This window comes from Streptomyces sp. NPDC037401 (assembly GCF_055602345.1).
Genome location: NZ_JBVJWO010000028.1, coordinates 25,743 through 42,616, shown reverse-complemented (window position 1 = coordinate 42,616; position 16,874 = coordinate 25,743). Strand labels below are relative to the sequence as shown.

Below are 16,874 nucleotides of genomic sequence, written 5' to 3'. Positions count from 1 at the left end.
TGTCCGTGCGCCATCATAGGACTGGGCTGATCGAATTCGATCGATTCGATCAAACAATCGTCGAGAGGACAGTCGATGAGGGCGATGGGGGCGGCGAGTGGGCGCAGCGGACCCGACTACCCGGAGTTCGGCACCGACCGGCACCGGGAGGCCTCCCTGATCCGGCACGCCCTCGGCAACCGGCACGAAGAAGCCCTGATCGCCGGACTGGCCGGCGGGATCGGCTTCCTCTACGCCGTCTTCGAGTACGAGGGGATGCCGCCCCTGCTCACCATCGTCGCCCAGCACCACCCCGACCCCTGGGTGCCCACGGCGCTGGACCGGCTGCACGTCCCGTACGAGGAGAAGCACGGCGGCAAGCCCCCGTGGGCCGCGGTCCGTGCGGCCCTCGACGCCGGGCACCCCGTCTTCTGCACCGTGGACCGCGGGGGACTGCCGTGGCACCACGACGTACCCGCCTTCAGCTCCGCCGACCCCTACACGGTCGTGATCGCCGGCTACGAGGGCGACGTCCTGCACGTCGACGACGTGGCCGCCACCGGCCACGCCGTCGGCACCGGGGAGTTCGGCGCGGCCTGGTCCGCGCACCGCAAGGGCCGGCACCGGATGATCGTGCCGACCGGGCCGCCCACCGCCCCGCCCGACGTCGACGGCGCGATCGCGGCCACCGCCGCCCACCTGACCGGCCCCGTCCTCGGCAACAGCTTCGACGTCAACTTCGGCTTCTCCGGGATGGCGAAGCTCGCCGCGCAGCTGCGCGACACCCGCACCAAGACCGGCTGGGAACGCCGGTTCGCGACGCCCGAGGCCTTCGAACAGGCCATGCGCCGCCTGCACGCGTGCCTGGAGACGGAGTGGACCGCGCCCGGCGCCACCCGCCCGCTGTACGCGGAGTTCCTCGACCTCGCCGGCCGCCCCGCGCCCTCGGCGCTGTTCCGGGCGTCCGGCGAGGTCTGGTCCCGGCTGTCGGCCCTGGCCCGCGAGGCGGGCGCGCACTCGTCCGCCGAGGCCGGAGCCGGGCGCAGGCGCCTGCACTTCGACTCGTTCGCGGCCCTGGTGGACGAGGCGCTCGCCCTGGAGCGGCGGGCGGCCGGCCTGCTCGTACCGGCCGGGGATCAGCCGGGGTAGTTCTCGCGCCAGGGCCGGTAGTTCGGGTTGTCCTGGCACTTCTCCATGATCTCGGTCTTCTTCGCCTTGTCGACGGGGCAGGCGCCGACGATGAACGAGCTCGCGATGCCGCCGGGGAAGGCCACCTCGACCTGGGAGGCCCACTTGTGCGTGTCGCCGATGGTCTGGTTGACGTTCACCCCGCCGGGGGCGTCGACGTAGTAGTTCCAGCCGCTCTTCCACCAGGTCTTGTAAAGGTCGTGGTCGTACGTCGTCGAGACGTACGGCGAGGGCTGGTTGACCAGGACGTACTGCTCCAGGTCGTACTGCCCGTCGACCGTGGCCCTGGGGTGGAAGCCCTCCTCGAACACCACGGTCGGCGGCCGGCTGTCCGCGCGGTAGAGCTGCTTGCAGTCGATGCGCCACGACGGGGACGGAGTGATGCGGGCGATGTCGGCCCGCTGGTCGGCGGCGGCGAAGAGGTGATCGGTCACCCGGGGACAGGAGTTGGCGGGCGCGGCGGAGACCGCGTCGGCGGAGGCGGAGGGCAGGAGGGCGGCGGCCAGGGCGGTCGCGATGACGACGGCACGGCGCCGCACGGCAGAAGTGATCATGACGGCCAGCCTTCCGCCCGCCCGGCCGAATGGCTCGCACTGTCACCCGAAGGTGAGCGTGTCTCGGGCCCGCCGCGACGCGCCGGTGTGCCTCACCCCCGGTGTCCGTGCAGCGCCGCCACGGCCCGCTCTGCGACCTCCGCGGGCGGGCCGGTCACCTCGACGGTCACCCCCGCCTCGTCCGCCTCCAGCGGCTCCAGTGCGGCGAACTGCGACGAGAGCAGCGACACCGGCATGAAGTGGCCCGTGCGCGCGGCCATCCGGGCCTCGATCAGCGCCCGGTCGCCGCGCAGGTGCACGAAGAACACCCCGGGCGCGGCCGCCCGCAACCGGTCCCGGTACGCCCGCTTCAGCGCCGACGCCGAAACCACCCCGCCGGCCCCCGCGCGGCCTTGAGCCCACTGCCCGACGGCGTCCAGCCACGGCAGGCGGTCCGCGTCGTCCAGCGGCTTCCCGGCCGCCATCCTGGCGATGTTCGCCGGGGGATGGAACGCATCGCCGTCCGCGTACGGAACGCCCAGCGCGGCCGCGATCAGCCGCCCGACGGTGGTCTTTCCGGTCCCGGACACGCCCATCACGACCACGACGGGCGCGGCTCCCGCTGCGGGCCCGCCAGGGAGTGTCGTCAAAGTGGCGTCGTCCGCCCGGTGGGCGGGGTCTGGTGCGTGCGATCGCAAGGCGGAGGAGGGAGTCGATGCGGAGCATCGGCGACCGACGGCAGCTCGGCCTCCGAAGGGCTGCGCAGCCGAGCCGGGACGGAGCGAGCGCAGTGCGGCGAGCGTGCGTGCCGGACCCCGCCGACCCGGCGGGGGCACCTCCCAGCGGTAGCCGGGGGAGGGACTTCGACGACACGACCTAGCCACCCGCGCCGCCCACGACCGGCAGCGCCGAGGGCAGCCCCCACTCGCTCCACGAACCGTCGTACACCGCCAGGTCGCGGTACCCGGCCAGCTCCGCGCCCAGCGCCAGCACGCACGCGGTCACGCCCGAGCCGCAGCTGAACACCAGCCGCTCCCGCTCTCCGGCGACCTCCGTGAACACCTCCCGCAGCCGCGGCGCCGGAAGCATCCGGCCCCCGCCGTCCTGCAGTTCGCCGAAGGGCAGGCTCAGCGCCCCCGGCATGTGGCCGCCGCGCAGCCCGGGGCGCGGCTCGGGCGACGTCCCCGCGAACCGGCCCCGGGTGCGGGCGTCGAGCACCGCCGACGCCGGGTCGGCCAGGGCCGCCGCCACGTCCGCGCTGCCGACGACCGGCCCGGTGCGCGGCCGGGCCGTGAAGTCGCCCGGTGCGCCGTCGTATCCGGCCGGTCCGCCGGCCACCGGCAGCCCGGCCGCGGTCCAGGCGGGCAGCCCGCCGTCCAGCACCGCGGCCCGGTCGAAGCCCATGGCCCGCAGCATCCACCAGGCCCGGGCGCTGGAGTAGATCCCGGCGGCGTCGTACACCACGACCGTGTCCGCGTCGTGCACGCCGAGGGCCCGCATCTCCCCGGCGAACCGGCCGGGCGCGGGCATCGTGTGGGGAACCGGTGCCTCGTGGTCGGAGAGCGCGCCGTCGATGTCGAACGGCCGCGCCCCCGGGATGCGTTCCGCCGCGCCCCGGTGCGCCCCGACGGAGGCGTCGAGCACCACCAGACCGGCCGCGCCCAGCCGGGGAACGAGCCAGTCGCCGCCGACGAGCGGGCCGGGCAGCGGCCCGGGTCCTGGCGTGCTGCTGTCCATCGAAGCCCCCGCTTCCCGAAGTCCGTGGCGTACACGTGTGCGTGCGCCCCGGAGATCGTAGCGACCGTCCCTTCCGTGTACGGCGGAGCCGCGCTCGGGTCCCGTACGAGGGCGGATTGTGCAGACCCCGCCCGGGGCGGGCCGGCCGGGCGTACCATCGCCGCCGTGGGGGGTCTCGTGGGGAACGGGCAAGGCAGGGCGGCGAGTCTGGCCTGCGCGATGGCGTTATGGGGAGTGCTCTCCGGCTGCTCCTCGGAGCCGGAGCCGAAGCAGCACGCCTCCGGAGGAACGACCGCCGCCGCGCGGCCGAGCGGCCGTCCCGGCGCGTCCGCCCCGGCGCCCTCGCCCACCGGAGCGAGCCCGGCCGCCGTCCCCACCGCCGCGGGCCCGCCGCTCGACGCGGCGAAACAGCCGCGCACCCGGGCCGGCGCCGAGGCCGTACTCGCCCGGATCATCGCGGACGGCCGGCTGATCGGCCACGACGTCCGGCCGAGCACGCCGTACGAGAGCGACCCCCGCTCCTGGCCCTACCTCGACGGGGACTGCACCTGGCAGACCGGACCGCTTCCGGCCGACGTCCTGGCCACCCGGACCCGCTACTTCCACGTGCCGGCGCAGGCCGGGCGCGGCCGGATCCGGGTGAGCGCGACCGTGACCGTCCACCGCTCCCGCTCCGAGTCCGGCTGGGAGATCGCCCGCGCGATGGAGGAGATCATGCGCTGCCAGGAGCAGCGGCTGAGCGGGGACCGGTACCTGCGCAACCTGATCGGCACCACCCTCTACTTCGGCGAGCACACCAATCTGTGGACCGAGGACGCCTTCACCGAGTACGGGACCTTCCACGACGGTGCGGACAGCGGGCCCTACACCTGGTCCCAGGGCCAGTACGGGCCCGTCACGATCGCCGTGGCCGTTCAGGGGGCCAAGGGCGTGACGCTGGACCAGCTGACCCCGCTGATCACGGAGAGCATGCCCTACATGATGCAGCGCGCCCGCAACGAGCTGGGGAAGGCGGGCTGATGGAGCCGCTCCTGAGCACCGACCCCTCCCGCATCGCCGCGTACCGGCTGCTCGGCCGGCTGGGCTCGGGCGGCATGGGCACGGTCTACCTGGGCCGCACCGAGGAGGGCGCGCTCGCCGCCGTCAAGGTGATCCGGGCCGAGTACGCCGACCAGGCGGACTTCCGCTCGCGCTTCCGGCGCGAGACGTCGATCGCCGTCCGCGTCCGCAGCCCCTTCGTGGTGGAGGTGATGGGCGCCGATCCCGACGCCCCCGAGCCCTGGCTCGCGACCGCGTACGTCCCGGGGCCCTCCCTCGCGGAGGCCGTGGCCGCCCACGGCCCGCTGCCCGTGCGCAGCGTCCGCGTCCTGGGCACGGCCCTGGCCCGGGCCCTGGACGTACTGCACGCCCGGGACCTCGTCCACCGGGACGTCAAGCCCGCGAACGTCCTCCTCGGCGTGGACGGGCCGCGGCTGATCGACTTCGGCATCGCCCGCGGCGGCGAGGACACCGCCCTCACCTCCGCCGACGAGATCATCGGAACACCCGGCTTCCTCCCGCCCGAACAGGCCACCGGCAGCCCCACCCTGCCCTCCGGCGACGTCTTCTCGCTCGGCTGCCTGCTCGCCTACGCGGCCACCGGCCGGCCGCCGTTCGGCACCGGAACCGTGGACGCCCTGCTCTACCGCACCGTCCACGACGAGCCGTCCTTCGGCCCGGACGGCCTCGCGGACGCGGACCTGGCCGCTCTGCTGCGGTCCTGCCTCGCCAAGGACCCGGCGGCCCGTCCCACCGCCGCCGACCTGGCCGAACGGCTCGCGGAGGACGCCCCGGGCGGGTCCGCCGACTGGCTGCCCGACCCCGTCGTCGCCACCATCGCCGAACGCGCCGCGCTGCTGCTGGCCCTGCCCGGCATCGAGGAGACCCTCGCCGACCCGGGCGCCGCACCCGCCGCCCCCGGCCGCAGGCGCTTCCTCGCCCTGGCCGCGGGCGGTGCCGTACTCGCCGCCGGCGGCGGACTGGCCGCCTGGCTTGCGCTGCGCGACGACGAGAAGCGTCCGGCGGCTGCCGGAGCGGCCCCCCGGCGCTGGGTGATCGGCGTGCACGCCGACCTCACCGGCCCCGGCAGCGCGGCGGGCAGGGCCCAGGACCGCGGCGTACGCCTCGCGGTCGAGGCCTTCAACGCCCGCAAGGACAAGCCCTTCACGCTGTCGGTGCAGACCGTGGACGACGGAGGGGACTCCGCACGCGCCGCCGCGGCCGCCGCCCGGCTCGTCGCCGACCGCGACGTCCTGGCCGTGATCGGACCCACCGGCAACGCCGCCGTCTCCGCCGCGCTGGAGGTGTACGGCGAGGCCTCCGTGCCGCTGCTGACCGCGTCGGCCGGAGGCACCGCCTTCGGCATCTCCGACCGGCGCGCCCTCTTCCAGGCCTGCCCGCCGTCCTTCGCACACTTCGGCAACGTCAACCTCCAGATGGTGGTGCACGAGAAGGTGCGCAGGCTCGGCGTGCTCTGCGACCGGGCCGGCGACACCGAGTCGTGGCAGGCGGCGCTCCTGATGAACCGCGCGGTCGCCAGCTACGTCCCCACGGCCACCGGCTACCCGCGCGTAGTCCCCCGGGGCGAACCGGCGCTCGGCACCGTCCTCGCCGACATGCTGGCGCACGGCATCGACGGCCTCTTCTACACCGGCACCCCGCAACGCGCCGCGCAGGTCGCGCAGGAGCTGGCCGTACGCCGGTTCCGGGGCCCGCGCGCCACCGAATACCACACCGTCACACCGGAGTTCGTGAAGCTGGCGGGCGACGCCGCCGAAGGATGGGAGTTCCTCGCCCCCTACACCGGGCCCGAGGCCCCCGAGGTCGCCGAGGTCGCCAAGGCCCACCGTGCGCGGTACGGCACCGCCCCGGAGCCGTGGACGGCCGAGGCCTACGACCTCGCCCGGCTCCTCGCCGACCGGCTGACCACGGCCGCGCGCGGCGGCCGCCGCCCCGGACGCCCCGACCTGCTCGCCGCCCTGGGCAAGGGCAGTCACCGCGGGCTGGTCAAGGAATACGCCTTCGACGAGGAGGGACGCGTCAAGGGCGTCACCTCCTTCGTGCACCGCGTGCAGGGCGGCCGGATCCGCTACGTGGGCCCCACGCCCCCGGCGCCCGCGGCCGGAACGTCCCCGTCCGGGGCGCCGCGGTAGCCGCCCGTGCGCCCCCTGAACGCCGCGGACCCCTCCGCCGTCGCGGGGTACCGCCTGCTCGGCCGCCTCGGCTCCGGCGGCATGGGCACCGTCTACCTCGGCCGCTCCCCGTCGGGCGGTCTCGTCGCCCTCAAGGTCATCCGCGCCGAGTACGCCGCGGACGACGGCTTCCGGGCCCGGTTCCGCCGCGAGGCCGAGGCCGCGGGCCGGCTGTCCGGGCCCTGGGTGGTGCCCGTGACCGCGGCCGACCCCGAGGCCCGGGAGCCGTGGCTGGCCACGCCGTTCGTCCCCGCGCCCTCCCTCGCCGAGGCGGTCGCGCTGTACGGCCCGCTGCCCGCGGCCACCGTACGGGTGCTCGGGGCGCGCCTCGCCGAAGCCCTGACGGAGGTGCACGCGGCCGGGCTGGTCCACCGGGACGTCAAACCCGGCAACATCCTCCTGGCCCTGGACGGCCCCCGGCTCATCGACTTCGGGATCGCCAAGATCGCCGGGGCCACCGCGCTGACCGCGACGGACGCCGTCGTCGGCACCCCCGGCTACCTGGCCCCCGAACAGGCCGGGTCGGGCGGCCCGCCGCCGGACCCGGCCGCCGACGTCTTCTCCCTCGGCTGCGCCCTGGCCTTCGCCGCCACCGGCCGCGGGCCGTTCGGCGGCGGCCACCCGGCCGCCGTCGTGTTCCGCACCGTCCACGGGGAACCCGAACTGGCCGGTCTGCCGTCCGAGCTGGCCGGGCCCGTCCTGGCCTGCCTGGCCAAGGACCCCGGCCTGCGGCCCACCGCGGAGCGGCTGCGGCGTTCCCTGGCTCCGGCCGTGGACCCCGGCCCGCGGTGGCTGCCGCCCGCCCTGCCCCGCCTCATCGCCGAGCGCTCCGCCCGCGCGCTCGACCTGCCCGTGGCCGAACCGACCCGCGCGGGCGGGGAGCCGCAGACGTCCGGGGCGGGGCCGGGGACCCGGCGCCCCACCCGTCGTACCCTGCTCGCCGCGGGCGCCCTGCTCGCGGCCGCCGGCGCACCGGTGGCCTGGCTGACCACCCGCCCGACCGGCGGCAAGGGCGGGGGAACCGCCTCCGGGCAGCCGCGCACACTGCCCGTGCGCACCGTCGGGTTCCAGGCCGACCTCTCCGGACCCGGGCGGGCCGCCGGGATCGCCCAGGAACGCGGTGCCCGGCTGGCCGTCAGCCGCCACAACGCCCGTACCGACGCGCCATTCCGCCTGGCCCTGAAAGTGGCCGACGACAAGGGCGACGCGGCCACGGCCCGGAAGGCTTCCGCGCAGCTGCTCGCGGACCCCGCCGTGCTCGCCGTGATCGGCCCCTCCACCCAGGGCTTCGCGCAGCAGCTCGCCCCCGCCTTCGCCGAGGCGGGCACGTGCCTGGTCGTGGTCTCCACCACGCTCGACTCCACCGAGCTGAGCCGTGACCACAGCAAGACGGTCTGTCTCACCAGGGCCTCGGACGACGCCCTCGGCCTGCCGCTCATCCACTACCTGACCGTGGTCCGCCGCTCGGAGCGCACCGCCATCGTCGTCGACCCCACGGCCGAACCGATCGCGTTCGACATCACCAGCAACCTCCAGGAGGGACCGCCCGCCGCGGGCACCGTGAGCCTGCACGAACTGGGCCCCGGGGCGGGCGCGTTCGCCGACGCCGTCCGGGACCTCCAGGCGGCGCGAGCCACGGGCGTGGTCTTCGCGGGCACCTCGCCGGTCCGCGCTGCCGAGCTGGCCAAGGCCCTGGCCGTGGCCCGGTTCGGCGGCCCCCGGGCCACCCTCCAGCAGGCCATGGCGCCCGCCTTCCTCACCGCCGCGGGCCCGGCCGCCGAAGGCTGGGCGTTCGGCGCGCTGTTCACCGACCCGCTCGGCGCCCCGGAGGCCAGGGAGTTCACCGCCGCGCACCGCACGGCGTACGGCGCCCCGCCGGGCCGCTGGGCGGTCGAAGCCCACGACGCGGTCGGGCTGGTCGCCGCTTCGCTCGGCGGCCTCGCCGCGGACTCGGTGACCCGCGGCGGCCTGGCCGTACGGATCTACCGCACGCCCTACCAGGGGATGGCCAAGCGGCTGGAGTTCAACCCGCTCACCCGGGTGATCGCGCACCTGAACACCTCCTACCTCTACCGCGCCGAATCCGGCCGCTTCCGGTTCCTGGGCCACTTCGACGAGGTGAAGTCCGACCGGGGATCATGAAACCGGCGGCCAGGCCGACCCGGCCGCCACCGATCGCGCCCCCGGGAGAGAACCGCCATGACACTGCGCTGCGCCGTCCTCGACGACTTCCAGCACGCCGCGACGGCCTACGCCGACTGGTCCCCGCTGGCCGGGCGCGTGGACGTCGTGTCCCACCCCGAGCACTTCGCGGACGAGGACGCGCTCGCCGAGGCCGTGGCCGACGCCGACATCATCGTCACGCTCCGCGAGCGGGTCGCGTTCCCGGCCCCGCTCCTGGCCCGGCTGCCCCGCCTGCGTCTGCTGATCGCCTCCGGGATGCGCAACTCCGTCATCGACTACGCCGCCGCAGCCGCCCGCGGGATCACGGTGTGCGGCACCCAGAGCTCCTCCGCCCCGCCCGTGGAACTGACCTGGGCCCTGCTGCTGGGCCTCGCGCGCGGCATCGTGCCCGAGAGCACCGCCCTGCGCAGCGGCGGGCCCTGGCAGCACACCGTGGGCGCAGACCTGCACGGCCGGCGCCTGGGCCTGCTCGGCCTCGGCAAGATCGGCAGCCGCGTCGCCCGGGTCGGCCTCGCCTTCGGCATGGACGTGACCGCCTGGAGCCCGAACCTCACCGCCGAACGCACCGCCGAGGAGGGCGTCCGCCTGGCCGGATCCAAGGAGGAACTCCTCGCCACCGCCGACTTCGTCTCCGTCCACCTGGCCCTGGGCGAGCGCAGCCGCGGCCTGGTGGGGGAGCGGGAACTCGCCCTGATGAAGCCGACCGCCTACCTCGTGAACACCTCCCGCGCGGCCATCGTCGACCAGGACGCCCTGCTCACCGCCCTGCGCGAGGGGCGGATCGCGGGAGCCGGCGTGGACGTCTTCGGCACCGAGCCGCTGCCCGCGGACCACCCCCTGCGCAGCGCTCCACGGCTGCTCGCCACCCCGCACCTCGGCTACGTCACCGAGACCAACTACCGCACGTACTACGGCCAGGCGGTGGAGAACATCCGCGCCTACCTCGACGGAGCGCCGGTGAGGCAGCTGCCCTGAGCACAGCCTCCCGGGAACCATTCGGCATCTGATGGGTCAAGTTGCCCGTGCGGGCGCTCGATCGAACATATTCTGCGCCCGTACCGCTGGCTGTACCGTTCGTTTCCGGCCGCATCACACGGGCTTTGCCCTTGGGGGGCTCATGCGTGGATCGAAAGGGCTGACGGCTGCCCTCGTACTGTCCCTGGCCGCCGCCGGCACGGGGTTCCTCCCCGCGCCGCCCGCGGCTGCGATCACCCCGCCGGTGGCCTTCACCGCCGACGCACTGCCGACCTGGCAGACCAACGGCGTGGTGTGGGCGCTCGCGCAAGCGGGGGGAACCGTCTTCGCCGGCGGCACCTTCTCCGTGGTCCGCCCCCCGCAGGGCGCCGGCGGCGCCGAGCGGCAGGCGGTGAACTTCGTCGCGCTCGACGCCGCGACCGGCGCCCCGACCTCCTGCAAGCTCTCCTTCACCGTCGGCGGCGGCACCGCGACCGTACGGGCGCTGACCCTGTCACCCGACAAGAAGACCTTGTACGCGGGCGGCTACTTCGGCGCCGTCAACGGCACCCAGGTCAGCAGCCTCGCCGCCATCGACGTGGCGACCTGCACGCCGAAGCCCGGCTTCCGCCCCGCAGCCGCGGCCACCGTCCGCGCGATCGCCGTCACCGACGACACCGTGTACATCGGCGGAGACTTCCTCACCGTCAACGGCCAGAGCCGCCGGCGCTTCGCCGCCGTCGCAGCCGGCGACGGCGCCCTGCGGCCCTTCACCGCCCACGCCGACGAGCCGGGCCGGGCCGTCGAGGTCACCCCGGACGGCCGGCACGTACTCCTGGGCGGAGACTTCTTCACCGTCAACGGCGCCAACAGCCACGCCCTGGCCGTCGCCGACGCCACCACCGGCGCGCTCACCAAGACCTACCCGAGCGGCTACATCCACAACAACTCCGTCGTCAAGGACATCGAGACCGACGCGACGGGCTGGTACACCGCCAACGAAGGCACCGGCGGCGGCGTCTTCGACGGCCGGATCGCCCTCGAGCTGACCGACTTCAACCAGCGCTGGCGCGACACCTGCCTCGGCGCCACCCAGGCCGTCCTGTCGTACCAGAGCGTCCTGTACAGCGCCTCGCACGCCCACGACTGCGCCAGCGTCGGAGAGTTCCCCGACGGCCGGCGCTACCACCTGCTCGCCCAGCCCACCACCGCCACCGGCAAGCTCGGCTGGGCCCCCGACACCAACGACGGCATCGGCGAGGCCCTCGGCCCGCGCGCCATGACCGTCGGGTCGAAGAACGGCGTGCAGTACCTGTGGGTCGGCGGCGAGTTCACCACCGTCAACGGCAGCGCCCAGGCCGGTCTGACCCGCTTCGCCTCCACCGGGGACACGGGCGTCCCGACCACACCGGTCGCGAGCGCCGCCAGCGTCAGGCCCGGCGCGGTCCAGGTGCGCTGGCGCACCAGCCTCGACCTGGACGACAGCCGGCTGACCTACCGGATCCACCGCAACGGCGCCGCAGCTCCCGTGGCCACCGTCACCGCCGACTCGCTCTTCTTCCGCCGCCCTCAGGCCTCCTGGACCGACACCGCGGTCAGCGCCGGCCAGTCGTACACCTACCGGGTCACGGCCACCGACGCCGCCGGCAACACCAGCGCCCCGTCCGCCACCGCCTCCGTCACCGTCCCCACGTCCGTCCAGGCCTACCCGGACCGGGTCCGCGCCAACGGCGCCACCCTGTACTGGCGCTACGACGACCCGGTGCTGCCGTACGTCGCGGACTCCTCGGCAGCCGGGGACCTCAGCGGGATCCACGTCTACTCGCCCGCCCTGCGCCAGACGCCGGGCGCCGTCACCGGGGCGAGCACGGCCATCGGCTTCAACGGCACCGACGCGAAGGTGCACAGCGACCGCCGCACCACCGTCGGCAGCACCTACTCCGTGGAGACCTGGTTCAAGACGGGCACCACCCGGGGCGGCAAGCTCTTCGGCTTCGGCAACAACACCACCCGCAACAGCAGCCAGCACGACAAGCACCTCTACCTGACCAACGACGGCCGGCTCGCCTTCGGCGTGTACTCCGGCAGCAACCGGACCGTGATCACCCCGGCAGGCCGGGCCTACAACGACAACCAGTGGCACCACGCCGTCGCGACCCAGGGCCCGGCCGGTGTCGTGCTGTACGTCGACGGCCAGGTCCGCGGCACCCTGAACGTCACCGGACACCGGAACATCAACGGCTTCTGGCACGCCGGCGGGGACAACCTGACCGGCTGGCCCGACCGCCCGACGAGCAACCACTTCGCCGGACAGCTCGACGAGACCGCCGTGTACCCGACCGTGCTCACCCCGGCCCAGGTGCAGAACCACCACACCCTGGCCAAGGCGCCGGCCGACTCCGTCACCCTCGTCACCGCCGCCGAGGACACCTACGCCAACGCCGGAGCCCCCGGCACGAACTACGGCACCTCGGGCTCCCTCGCCGTCCGCGGCAGCTCGCTCTACCAGAGCTACCTGCGCTTCGCCCTCCCCGCCGCCCCGCCCGGCACGGTCCTGAAGTCCGCGACCCTGCGGATCAAGACCAGCACCATGAGCGGCGCCGGCACCGCCGACACCGTCTCCGTCGTCCCGGTCACCGGCAGCTGGACGGAGGCGGGCACCACCTACACGAACCGGCCCGCCCTCGGCGGCCCGGCACTCGGCACCTTCGCCGCGATCCCCGACGGCTCGGCCGTGCACACCACCGGGCTGAACACGGCCGCGGTCGCCGCCGCACTGGGCAGCCCGTACAGCCTGGCGCTCACCAGCCCCGGCACCGACGCGCTGTGGCTGTGGTCCTCCGAAGCCGCCGCCGCGGAGGGCACCCCGCAGCTGTCCCTCACCTTCGGCCCGCAGTAACCCGCAGCCTGCCACGGACGCAGCGGCCCAGGTCTCCCGGGGAGATCCGGGGCCGCTGCGCTCCGTTGGTGATCAGCGCGTTCACCGGCGTCATCGGGTCCGCGGCCATCGCCTTGGCCAGCAGCACCCCGAGCACCAGCGGGAACAGCGCGCCCGCGAGCGCGGTGCCGGCGAGGGTGACGTGCTGGATCCGCGGGCTGCGGGGGGCGTCGGTGTTCATGACCCCATTCCACCGGTGCGGCTGCGCCGGGTCATCGGCGCACGTACTCAGGCCGTGCGCACCCGCGTACTCAGGTACCCGGAACCGGCCGTGTCCGGTGACGCCCTGTTCCCGCCGCGAGGGGCGGGGCGGATGCTTGGCCCCGAGCGGACGACGGAGTCCGGACCGAGCGGGAGGGGAAGCGGCTGATGGCTGACGGCCGGGGAGCGATGACGCCCTTCGACGAGATCTACGACCGGCCGGACCCCCGGCCGTTCTTCACCGCGCTGGGCACGTGGGAGTACCAGACCCCGCACCACGCCCAGCCGGTGTTCCGGCGCCTGGTCTCGGCCCGGGCCCGCTCCGGCAGGCCCGCGCCGCTGGTGCTGGACCTCTGCTGCTCGTACGGGATCAACGCCGCCCTGCTCAACCACGACCTGACGCTCGCCGACCTGTACGCCCGCTACACCTCCGCCGCGCTGGCCGGGCTTCCGACCGCCGAACTCATCCGGCACGACCGGGAGTTCTACGCGGCCCACCGGCGCGCCGACGCCGTGCCGGTGATCGGCCTCGACGCGGCCGCGAACGCCGTCTCCTACGCCCGTGCGGTCGGCCTGCTGGACGACGGCTTCGCGGAGAACCTGGAGACCGCACCCGCCTCGCCGGAGCTCGTCAAGGCCGTCCGCGAGGCCGGGATGATCACCATCACGGGAGGCGCCAGCTTCCTGACCGGGCGGACGTTCCGCGCCCTGCTGGACGCCTCCGAAGTGCCCGTGTGGGTGGCGGCGTTCGTGCTCCGCACCGGCTCGTACGCCCACCTGGCCCGGGCGCTGGCCCGGTACGGGCTCGTCACCGAGAAGGCCGCGGGCCGCACCTATCCGCAGCGGCGGTTCACGAGTCCGGCCGAACTCGACTACGCCGTCGCCGCGGTGACCGCGTGCGGCGAGGATCCGGCGGGCAAGGAGGCGGACGGGTACTTCCACACGGCGTTCCACCTCTCCCGCCCCGGCGACGACCCCGCTCCGCCGCTCGGCAACCTCGTCCCGTGACCGCTCTTGACCTCAAGTCCGCATGAGGTCGGACGCTGTGTCCATGCCGCCGGGAACTCCGGCGGCGGGAACGGGACACGGAGGTACGGGAGATGAACGTGCAGGTTGCCGGCGTGCACGCGCCGCAGGAGGACGTGGACGCGATCGTCGCACTGGTCGCCGAGGTCGAGCACGCCCAGCAGAACGCCCTGCCGGAGGAGTTCCTGGGCCGGTTCCGCGAGGACGCGTTCTGGACCACGGCCCACGGGAAGCGGCTCACCGGACTCGGCGAGATCGGCGCCTTCACCCGCAAGGTGCTCCCGGCGACCGCCGACCACCCGGTCACGGCCACCTACGAGGCCGAGCACATCCTCTTCATCCGCCCGGACGTCGCCGCGGTGAAGGTCCGTCAGCGGCCGGTGGACCGGTCGGGCCGACGGCTCGACGAGGTGTTCCGCGGACGGGACGACATCGCCGCACTGGTGGAGTCCCACCCCGATGCGGTGCCGGGCACCCCGATGTACGTCTTGTCGAAGGACGAGGACGGCGTCTGGCGCATCGCCGCCGCCCAGAACACCAAGGTGATCGACCCCGAAACCCTCGCGGCCCGCTGAGCCGGGTCGTGCGGGCCCCCTGACCGGGGACCGCGGGTCACGTCCCGCCGGGGCCGGGCCGGGTCCAGGCCTCCGGGGCGTGCCGGTGGTTGCGGTGTCCGGCTGCCAGGACGGCTCGCAGCTCCCGCAGGTGCCGGGTGCCGTCCGGCACGCTGAGGCCGTCCAGGACCGTCAGCGCGGCCGCGGGGTCGAGGTCGCCGTACACGTCGTGGTAGCTGTGCAGGACCGCCTTGAACAGCGCCGCGTGCAGCTCGCCCTCCTGCGCGGCCGTCAGGTACGCCGGGTGCTTCACCTGCCACGGGACCGGGCCGGAGGACTCGAGCACCCGGCCCGCCCGCCGCAGCCCCGGCTCCCGCGCCGGGTCGCCGGACGGCAGCCGTACGAGGTGGGCGATGTCGTCGCCCAGCACCTCGGCGAAGGCGCAGGCCGCGGTGGCCCGGTCCTCGAACCAGTCGACCCGCAACGAGTACGTCACCGCGGCCGGTTCCTCCGGAGCCTCCAGCCGCTCCCGGTAGCCCGCCCAGAACACCGCCGCCGGCAGCGGATCCTCCCGGGCCCGGAGCGCGAAGCCGATCTCGCAGGTCACCCGGTACTCGCCGAGCAGGTCCAGCAGCCCGAACCCGAGCCGCAGCCTGGCGCCCGCATCCAGCCCCGGATCCGTCAGCGCCGCGCCCGTCCACTCGTGCGCGACCTCGCTCGCGGTGAGAACCTGACCCGGCGTCCCGCCGTCGGCCCAGGCGCCGGGAGACAGCTGGGTGACGCCTTCGCTCTCGAGCCAGCACCGCGCCCGCTCTATGTCATCCGGGTTCACAGGCACCAGTATGTGCCGGGTCCGCGTCCAGGTCACCGGGGCCTGCGGACCAGGTGACGAGGGGCGGCCGCACCGCGGCGCACAGGGGCAGGCCCCTGGCGTCGGTGAGGCCGAGGCGTGCGAGCAGCAGCCCGGACTCCACGGCGGCGGCGGCCGTTTCCGGGCCGACGGCGTCGAGCATCAGCTTGGCGCGCCGGAACATCGCGAACGCCCCCGGCTCCGTGACGGATCCCCAGGAGAGGTAGACGAACCGGCCGCCCGGCGGGCCCTGGACGTACGGCCCCCGGATGTCCGGGCCGGCAGCAGTGGGCGCGGCCGTGCACTCGAGCGTCCACGCCGCCCACGGCGCGTCCCCCGGCTGCGGGTCGAGCAGCTCGGCCGGCCGCCCCCGGCGCTGGACCGCGACGTGGACGCCCGCGTAGCCGGGAAAGCCGGGGACCGCGGGGCAGTTGAGGCCGGGAAGGGCGGAAGCTTCGATACGCAGGTGCATGGATCCATTCTCACCCCGGCCGCCGCCGGACGCCGGGTGGCTGCCCGGAGGCCGGGACACCCGCCGGGGAACTCGGGAACCAGACATGTGACCGGTACCGTTCTTGCTGGTGGGCGGCGTCGGGGGATGCTCCGCCCGGGCAGAGCGAGAGGGACGGGGTGTGGTGGACGGGCGGGGCGTGCTGACCGGGGCGCTGTGCGTGGCGGCGGCAGTGGCCGTCTCGGCGGTCATGACGTGGGTCGTGCCGCCGGCGGAGGCAGGGTCGGGGTCGGGACAGTCGGGGCAGTCGGGCTTCGGAGCGGAGGCGGACCTTCGGGCGAAGCCCGAGCCGACACCCAAGGCGCCCCCCGAGCCGGGTGCGAATGTCGGCACGCTCTTCGAGAAGGGCCTGGACGGCGGGCACTTCTGCACCGCGACCGTGGTCCGCAGCCCCGGGCGCAACCTGATCGTCACGGCCGGACACTGCCTCACCCCCGGCAGGAAGGGCACGACCGGGGCCCTGTTCGCCCCCGCCTACACGAACGGCCGGACGCCGTACGGAACCTGGCGGATCGAGGAGGTCTTCGAGGACGCGCGCTGGGCCGAGGGCGGGGACGACGCCTACGACCTCGCCTTCGCGCGGCTCGCACCCGACGCCCGGGGCCGGAACATCGAAGACGTCACCGGTGCCGTGCCGCTGGACACCGGCGGCCGGTCCGGGGAGAAGGTCACCGTCACCGGCTATCCCGTGGAGCGCGACGCGCCGCACACGTGCACGGCCCCGTCGGTGCTCCAGAGCCCCGCCCTGCAGCGCTTCGACTGTGCGGGGTTCCCCACCGGCACCAGCGGCAGCGCGTGGATCGCCGGGGACGGGAAGATCGTCGGGGTCCTCACCGGCGGCGACACCGACGACCAGTCGACGAGTACGGTCCTCGGTGCGTACGCCGCCGAGCTCTACGCCCGCGCGATGGCCCGCCCGCAACCGCCCGCCCCTCCGTCCGCCTGATCCGCCCGCCAGGGCCCGCGCATGCGGGGGCCCGCCCGACAAC

15 protein-coding genes are annotated in these 16,874 nt (G+C 74.9%); 9 read left to right on the top strand and 6 right to left on the bottom strand.

Annotated elements, in window-relative coordinates; translation table 11 throughout:
• The first annotated feature begins 75 nt into the window (after positions 1-75).
• Positions 76-1,128 (top strand): BtrH N-terminal domain-containing protein, encoded by a 1,053-nt coding sequence (locus ACZ7H1_RS26520; protein WP_470790275.1) that lies wholly within the window; start codon positions 76-78, stop codon positions 1,126-1,128.
• Here ACZ7H1_RS26520 and ACZ7H1_RS26515 read toward each other — a convergent pair.
• The 3 genes from ACZ7H1_RS26515 to ACZ7H1_RS26505 form a co-directional block, all read right to left on the bottom strand.
• Positions 1,116-1,721 carry an ADP-ribosyltransferase gene (locus ACZ7H1_RS26515; protein ID WP_470790274.1) on the bottom strand — a complete coding sequence of 202 codons (606 nt, stop codon included), beginning with the start codon at positions 1,719-1,721 and terminating at the stop codon, positions 1,116-1,118. The genes ACZ7H1_RS26520 and ACZ7H1_RS26515 overlap by 13 nt on opposite strands.
• Positions 1,722-1,813: 92 nt before the next feature.
• Positions 1,814-2,296, bottom strand: coding sequence for a gluconokinase (locus tag ACZ7H1_RS26510; protein WP_470790326.1), 483 nt, complete (start codon positions 2,294-2,296; stop codon positions 1,814-1,816).
• 280 nt (positions 2,297-2,576) lie between these two features.
• Positions 2,577-3,437 carry a sulfurtransferase gene (locus ACZ7H1_RS26505; RefSeq protein ID WP_470790273.1) on the bottom strand — a complete coding sequence of 287 codons (861 nt, stop codon included), beginning with the start codon at positions 3,435-3,437 and terminating at the stop codon, positions 2,577-2,579.
• A 219-nt stretch (positions 3,438-3,656) separates the two neighbouring features.
• Here ACZ7H1_RS26505 and ACZ7H1_RS26500 point away from each other — a divergent pair, with 219 nt between their 5' ends.
• The 5 genes from ACZ7H1_RS26500 to ACZ7H1_RS26480 all read left to right on the top strand — a co-directional run bounded on the left by ACZ7H1_RS26500 (position 3,657) and on the right by ACZ7H1_RS26480 (position 12,704).
• Complete coding sequence (locus tag ACZ7H1_RS26500) at positions 3,657-4,457, top strand: hypothetical protein (RefSeq protein WP_470790272.1); 801 nt, start codon at positions 3,657-3,659, stop codon at positions 4,455-4,457.
• Positions 4,457-6,628: a bifunctional serine/threonine-protein kinase/ABC transporter substrate-binding protein gene (locus ACZ7H1_RS26495; RefSeq protein WP_470790271.1), complete on the top strand. Its 2,172-nt coding sequence runs from the start codon at positions 4,457-4,459 to the stop codon at positions 6,626-6,628. Before ACZ7H1_RS26500 ends, ACZ7H1_RS26495 begins: the two co-directional genes overlap by 1 nt.
• 6 nt (positions 6,629-6,634) lie before the next feature.
• Positions 6,635-8,809 (top strand): bifunctional serine/threonine-protein kinase/ABC transporter substrate-binding protein, encoded by a 2,175-nt coding sequence (locus tag ACZ7H1_RS26490; RefSeq protein WP_470790270.1) that lies wholly within the window; start codon positions 6,635-6,637, stop codon positions 8,807-8,809.
• Positions 8,810-8,866: 57 nt separating this feature from the next.
• Entirely contained in the window at positions 8,867-9,826 is a 960-nt protein-coding gene (locus tag ACZ7H1_RS26485) for a D-2-hydroxyacid dehydrogenase family protein (RefSeq protein WP_470790269.1), read from the top strand.
• 142 nt (positions 9,827-9,968) lie between these two features.
• Entirely contained in the window at positions 9,969-12,704 is a 2,736-nt protein-coding gene (locus ACZ7H1_RS26480; protein WP_470790268.1) for a CBM96 family carbohydrate-binding protein, read from the top strand.
• Here ACZ7H1_RS26480 and ACZ7H1_RS26475 read toward each other — a convergent pair.
• A complete protein-coding gene (locus ACZ7H1_RS26475; protein WP_470790267.1) occupies positions 12,685-12,924 on the bottom strand; it encodes a hypothetical protein in 240 nt (79 codons plus the stop codon). The genes ACZ7H1_RS26480 and ACZ7H1_RS26475 overlap by 20 nt on opposite strands.
• 188 nt (positions 12,925-13,112) lie before the next feature.
• On the opposite strand from ACZ7H1_RS26475, the gene ACZ7H1_RS26470 reads away from it, so the two are divergent.
• A complete protein-coding gene (locus ACZ7H1_RS26470; RefSeq protein WP_470790266.1) occupies positions 13,113-13,952 on the top strand; it encodes a hypothetical protein in 840 nt (279 codons plus the stop codon).
• A gap of 92 nt (positions 13,953-14,044) precedes the next feature.
• Positions 14,045-14,545 (top strand): SgcJ/EcaC family oxidoreductase, encoded by a 501-nt coding sequence (locus ACZ7H1_RS26465; protein WP_470790265.1) that lies wholly within the window; start codon positions 14,045-14,047, stop codon positions 14,543-14,545.
• Positions 14,546-14,582: 37 nt separating this feature from the next.
• On the opposite strand, the gene ACZ7H1_RS26460 is transcribed toward ACZ7H1_RS26465, so the two are convergent.
• Positions 14,583-15,356, bottom strand: a complete 774-nt coding sequence (locus ACZ7H1_RS26460; protein ID WP_470790264.1) for a hypothetical protein — start codon at positions 15,354-15,356, stop codon at positions 14,583-14,585.
• Positions 15,343-15,846, bottom strand: a complete 504-nt coding sequence (locus ACZ7H1_RS26455; protein WP_470790263.1) for a DUF5990 family protein — start codon at positions 15,844-15,846, stop codon at positions 15,343-15,345. The genes ACZ7H1_RS26460 and ACZ7H1_RS26455 overlap by 14 nt, the downstream gene beginning before the upstream one ends.
• A 160-nt stretch (positions 15,847-16,006) precedes the next feature.
• Here ACZ7H1_RS26455 and ACZ7H1_RS26450 point away from each other — a divergent pair, with 160 nt between their 5' ends.
• Positions 16,007-16,831, top strand: a complete 825-nt coding sequence (locus ACZ7H1_RS26450; RefSeq protein WP_470790262.1) for a trypsin-like serine peptidase — start codon at positions 16,007-16,009, stop codon at positions 16,829-16,831.
• Positions 16,832-16,874 lie beyond the last annotated feature (43 nt).

Coding starts and splice junctions, on each gene's coding strand:
- ACZ7H1_RS26520 (WP_470790275.1), top strand. CDS start 76: ATGAGGGCGATGGGGGCGGCGAGTGGGCGCAGCGGACCCGACTACCCG.
- ACZ7H1_RS26515 (WP_470790274.1), bottom strand. CDS start 1,721: ATGATCACTTCTGCCGTGCGGCGCCGTGCCGTCGTCATCGCGACCGCC.
- ACZ7H1_RS26510 (WP_470790326.1), bottom strand. CDS start 2,296: ATGGGCGTGTCCGGGACCGGAAAGACCACCGTCGGGCGGCTGATCGCG.
- ACZ7H1_RS26505 (WP_470790273.1), bottom strand. CDS start 3,437: ATGGACAGCAGCACGCCAGGACCCGGGCCGCTGCCCGGCCCGCTCGTC.
- ACZ7H1_RS26500 (WP_470790272.1), top strand. CDS start 3,657: ATGGCGTTATGGGGAGTGCTCTCCGGCTGCTCCTCGGAGCCGGAGCCG.
- ACZ7H1_RS26495 (WP_470790271.1), top strand. CDS start 4,457: ATGGAGCCGCTCCTGAGCACCGACCCCTCCCGCATCGCCGCGTACCGG.
- ACZ7H1_RS26485 (WP_470790269.1), top strand. CDS start 8,867: ATGACACTGCGCTGCGCCGTCCTCGACGACTTCCAGCACGCCGCGACG.
- ACZ7H1_RS26480 (WP_470790268.1), top strand. CDS start 9,969: ATGCGTGGATCGAAAGGGCTGACGGCTGCCCTCGTACTGTCCCTGGCC.
- ACZ7H1_RS26475 (WP_470790267.1), bottom strand. CDS start 12,924: ATGAACACCGACGCCCCCCGCAGCCCGCGGATCCAGCACGTCACCCTC.
- ACZ7H1_RS26470 (WP_470790266.1), top strand. CDS start 13,113: ATGGCTGACGGCCGGGGAGCGATGACGCCCTTCGACGAGATCTACGAC.
- ACZ7H1_RS26465 (WP_470790265.1), top strand. CDS start 14,045: ATGAACGTGCAGGTTGCCGGCGTGCACGCGCCGCAGGAGGACGTGGAC.
- ACZ7H1_RS26455 (WP_470790263.1), bottom strand. CDS start 15,846: ATGCACCTGCGTATCGAAGCTTCCGCCCTTCCCGGCCTCAACTGCCCC.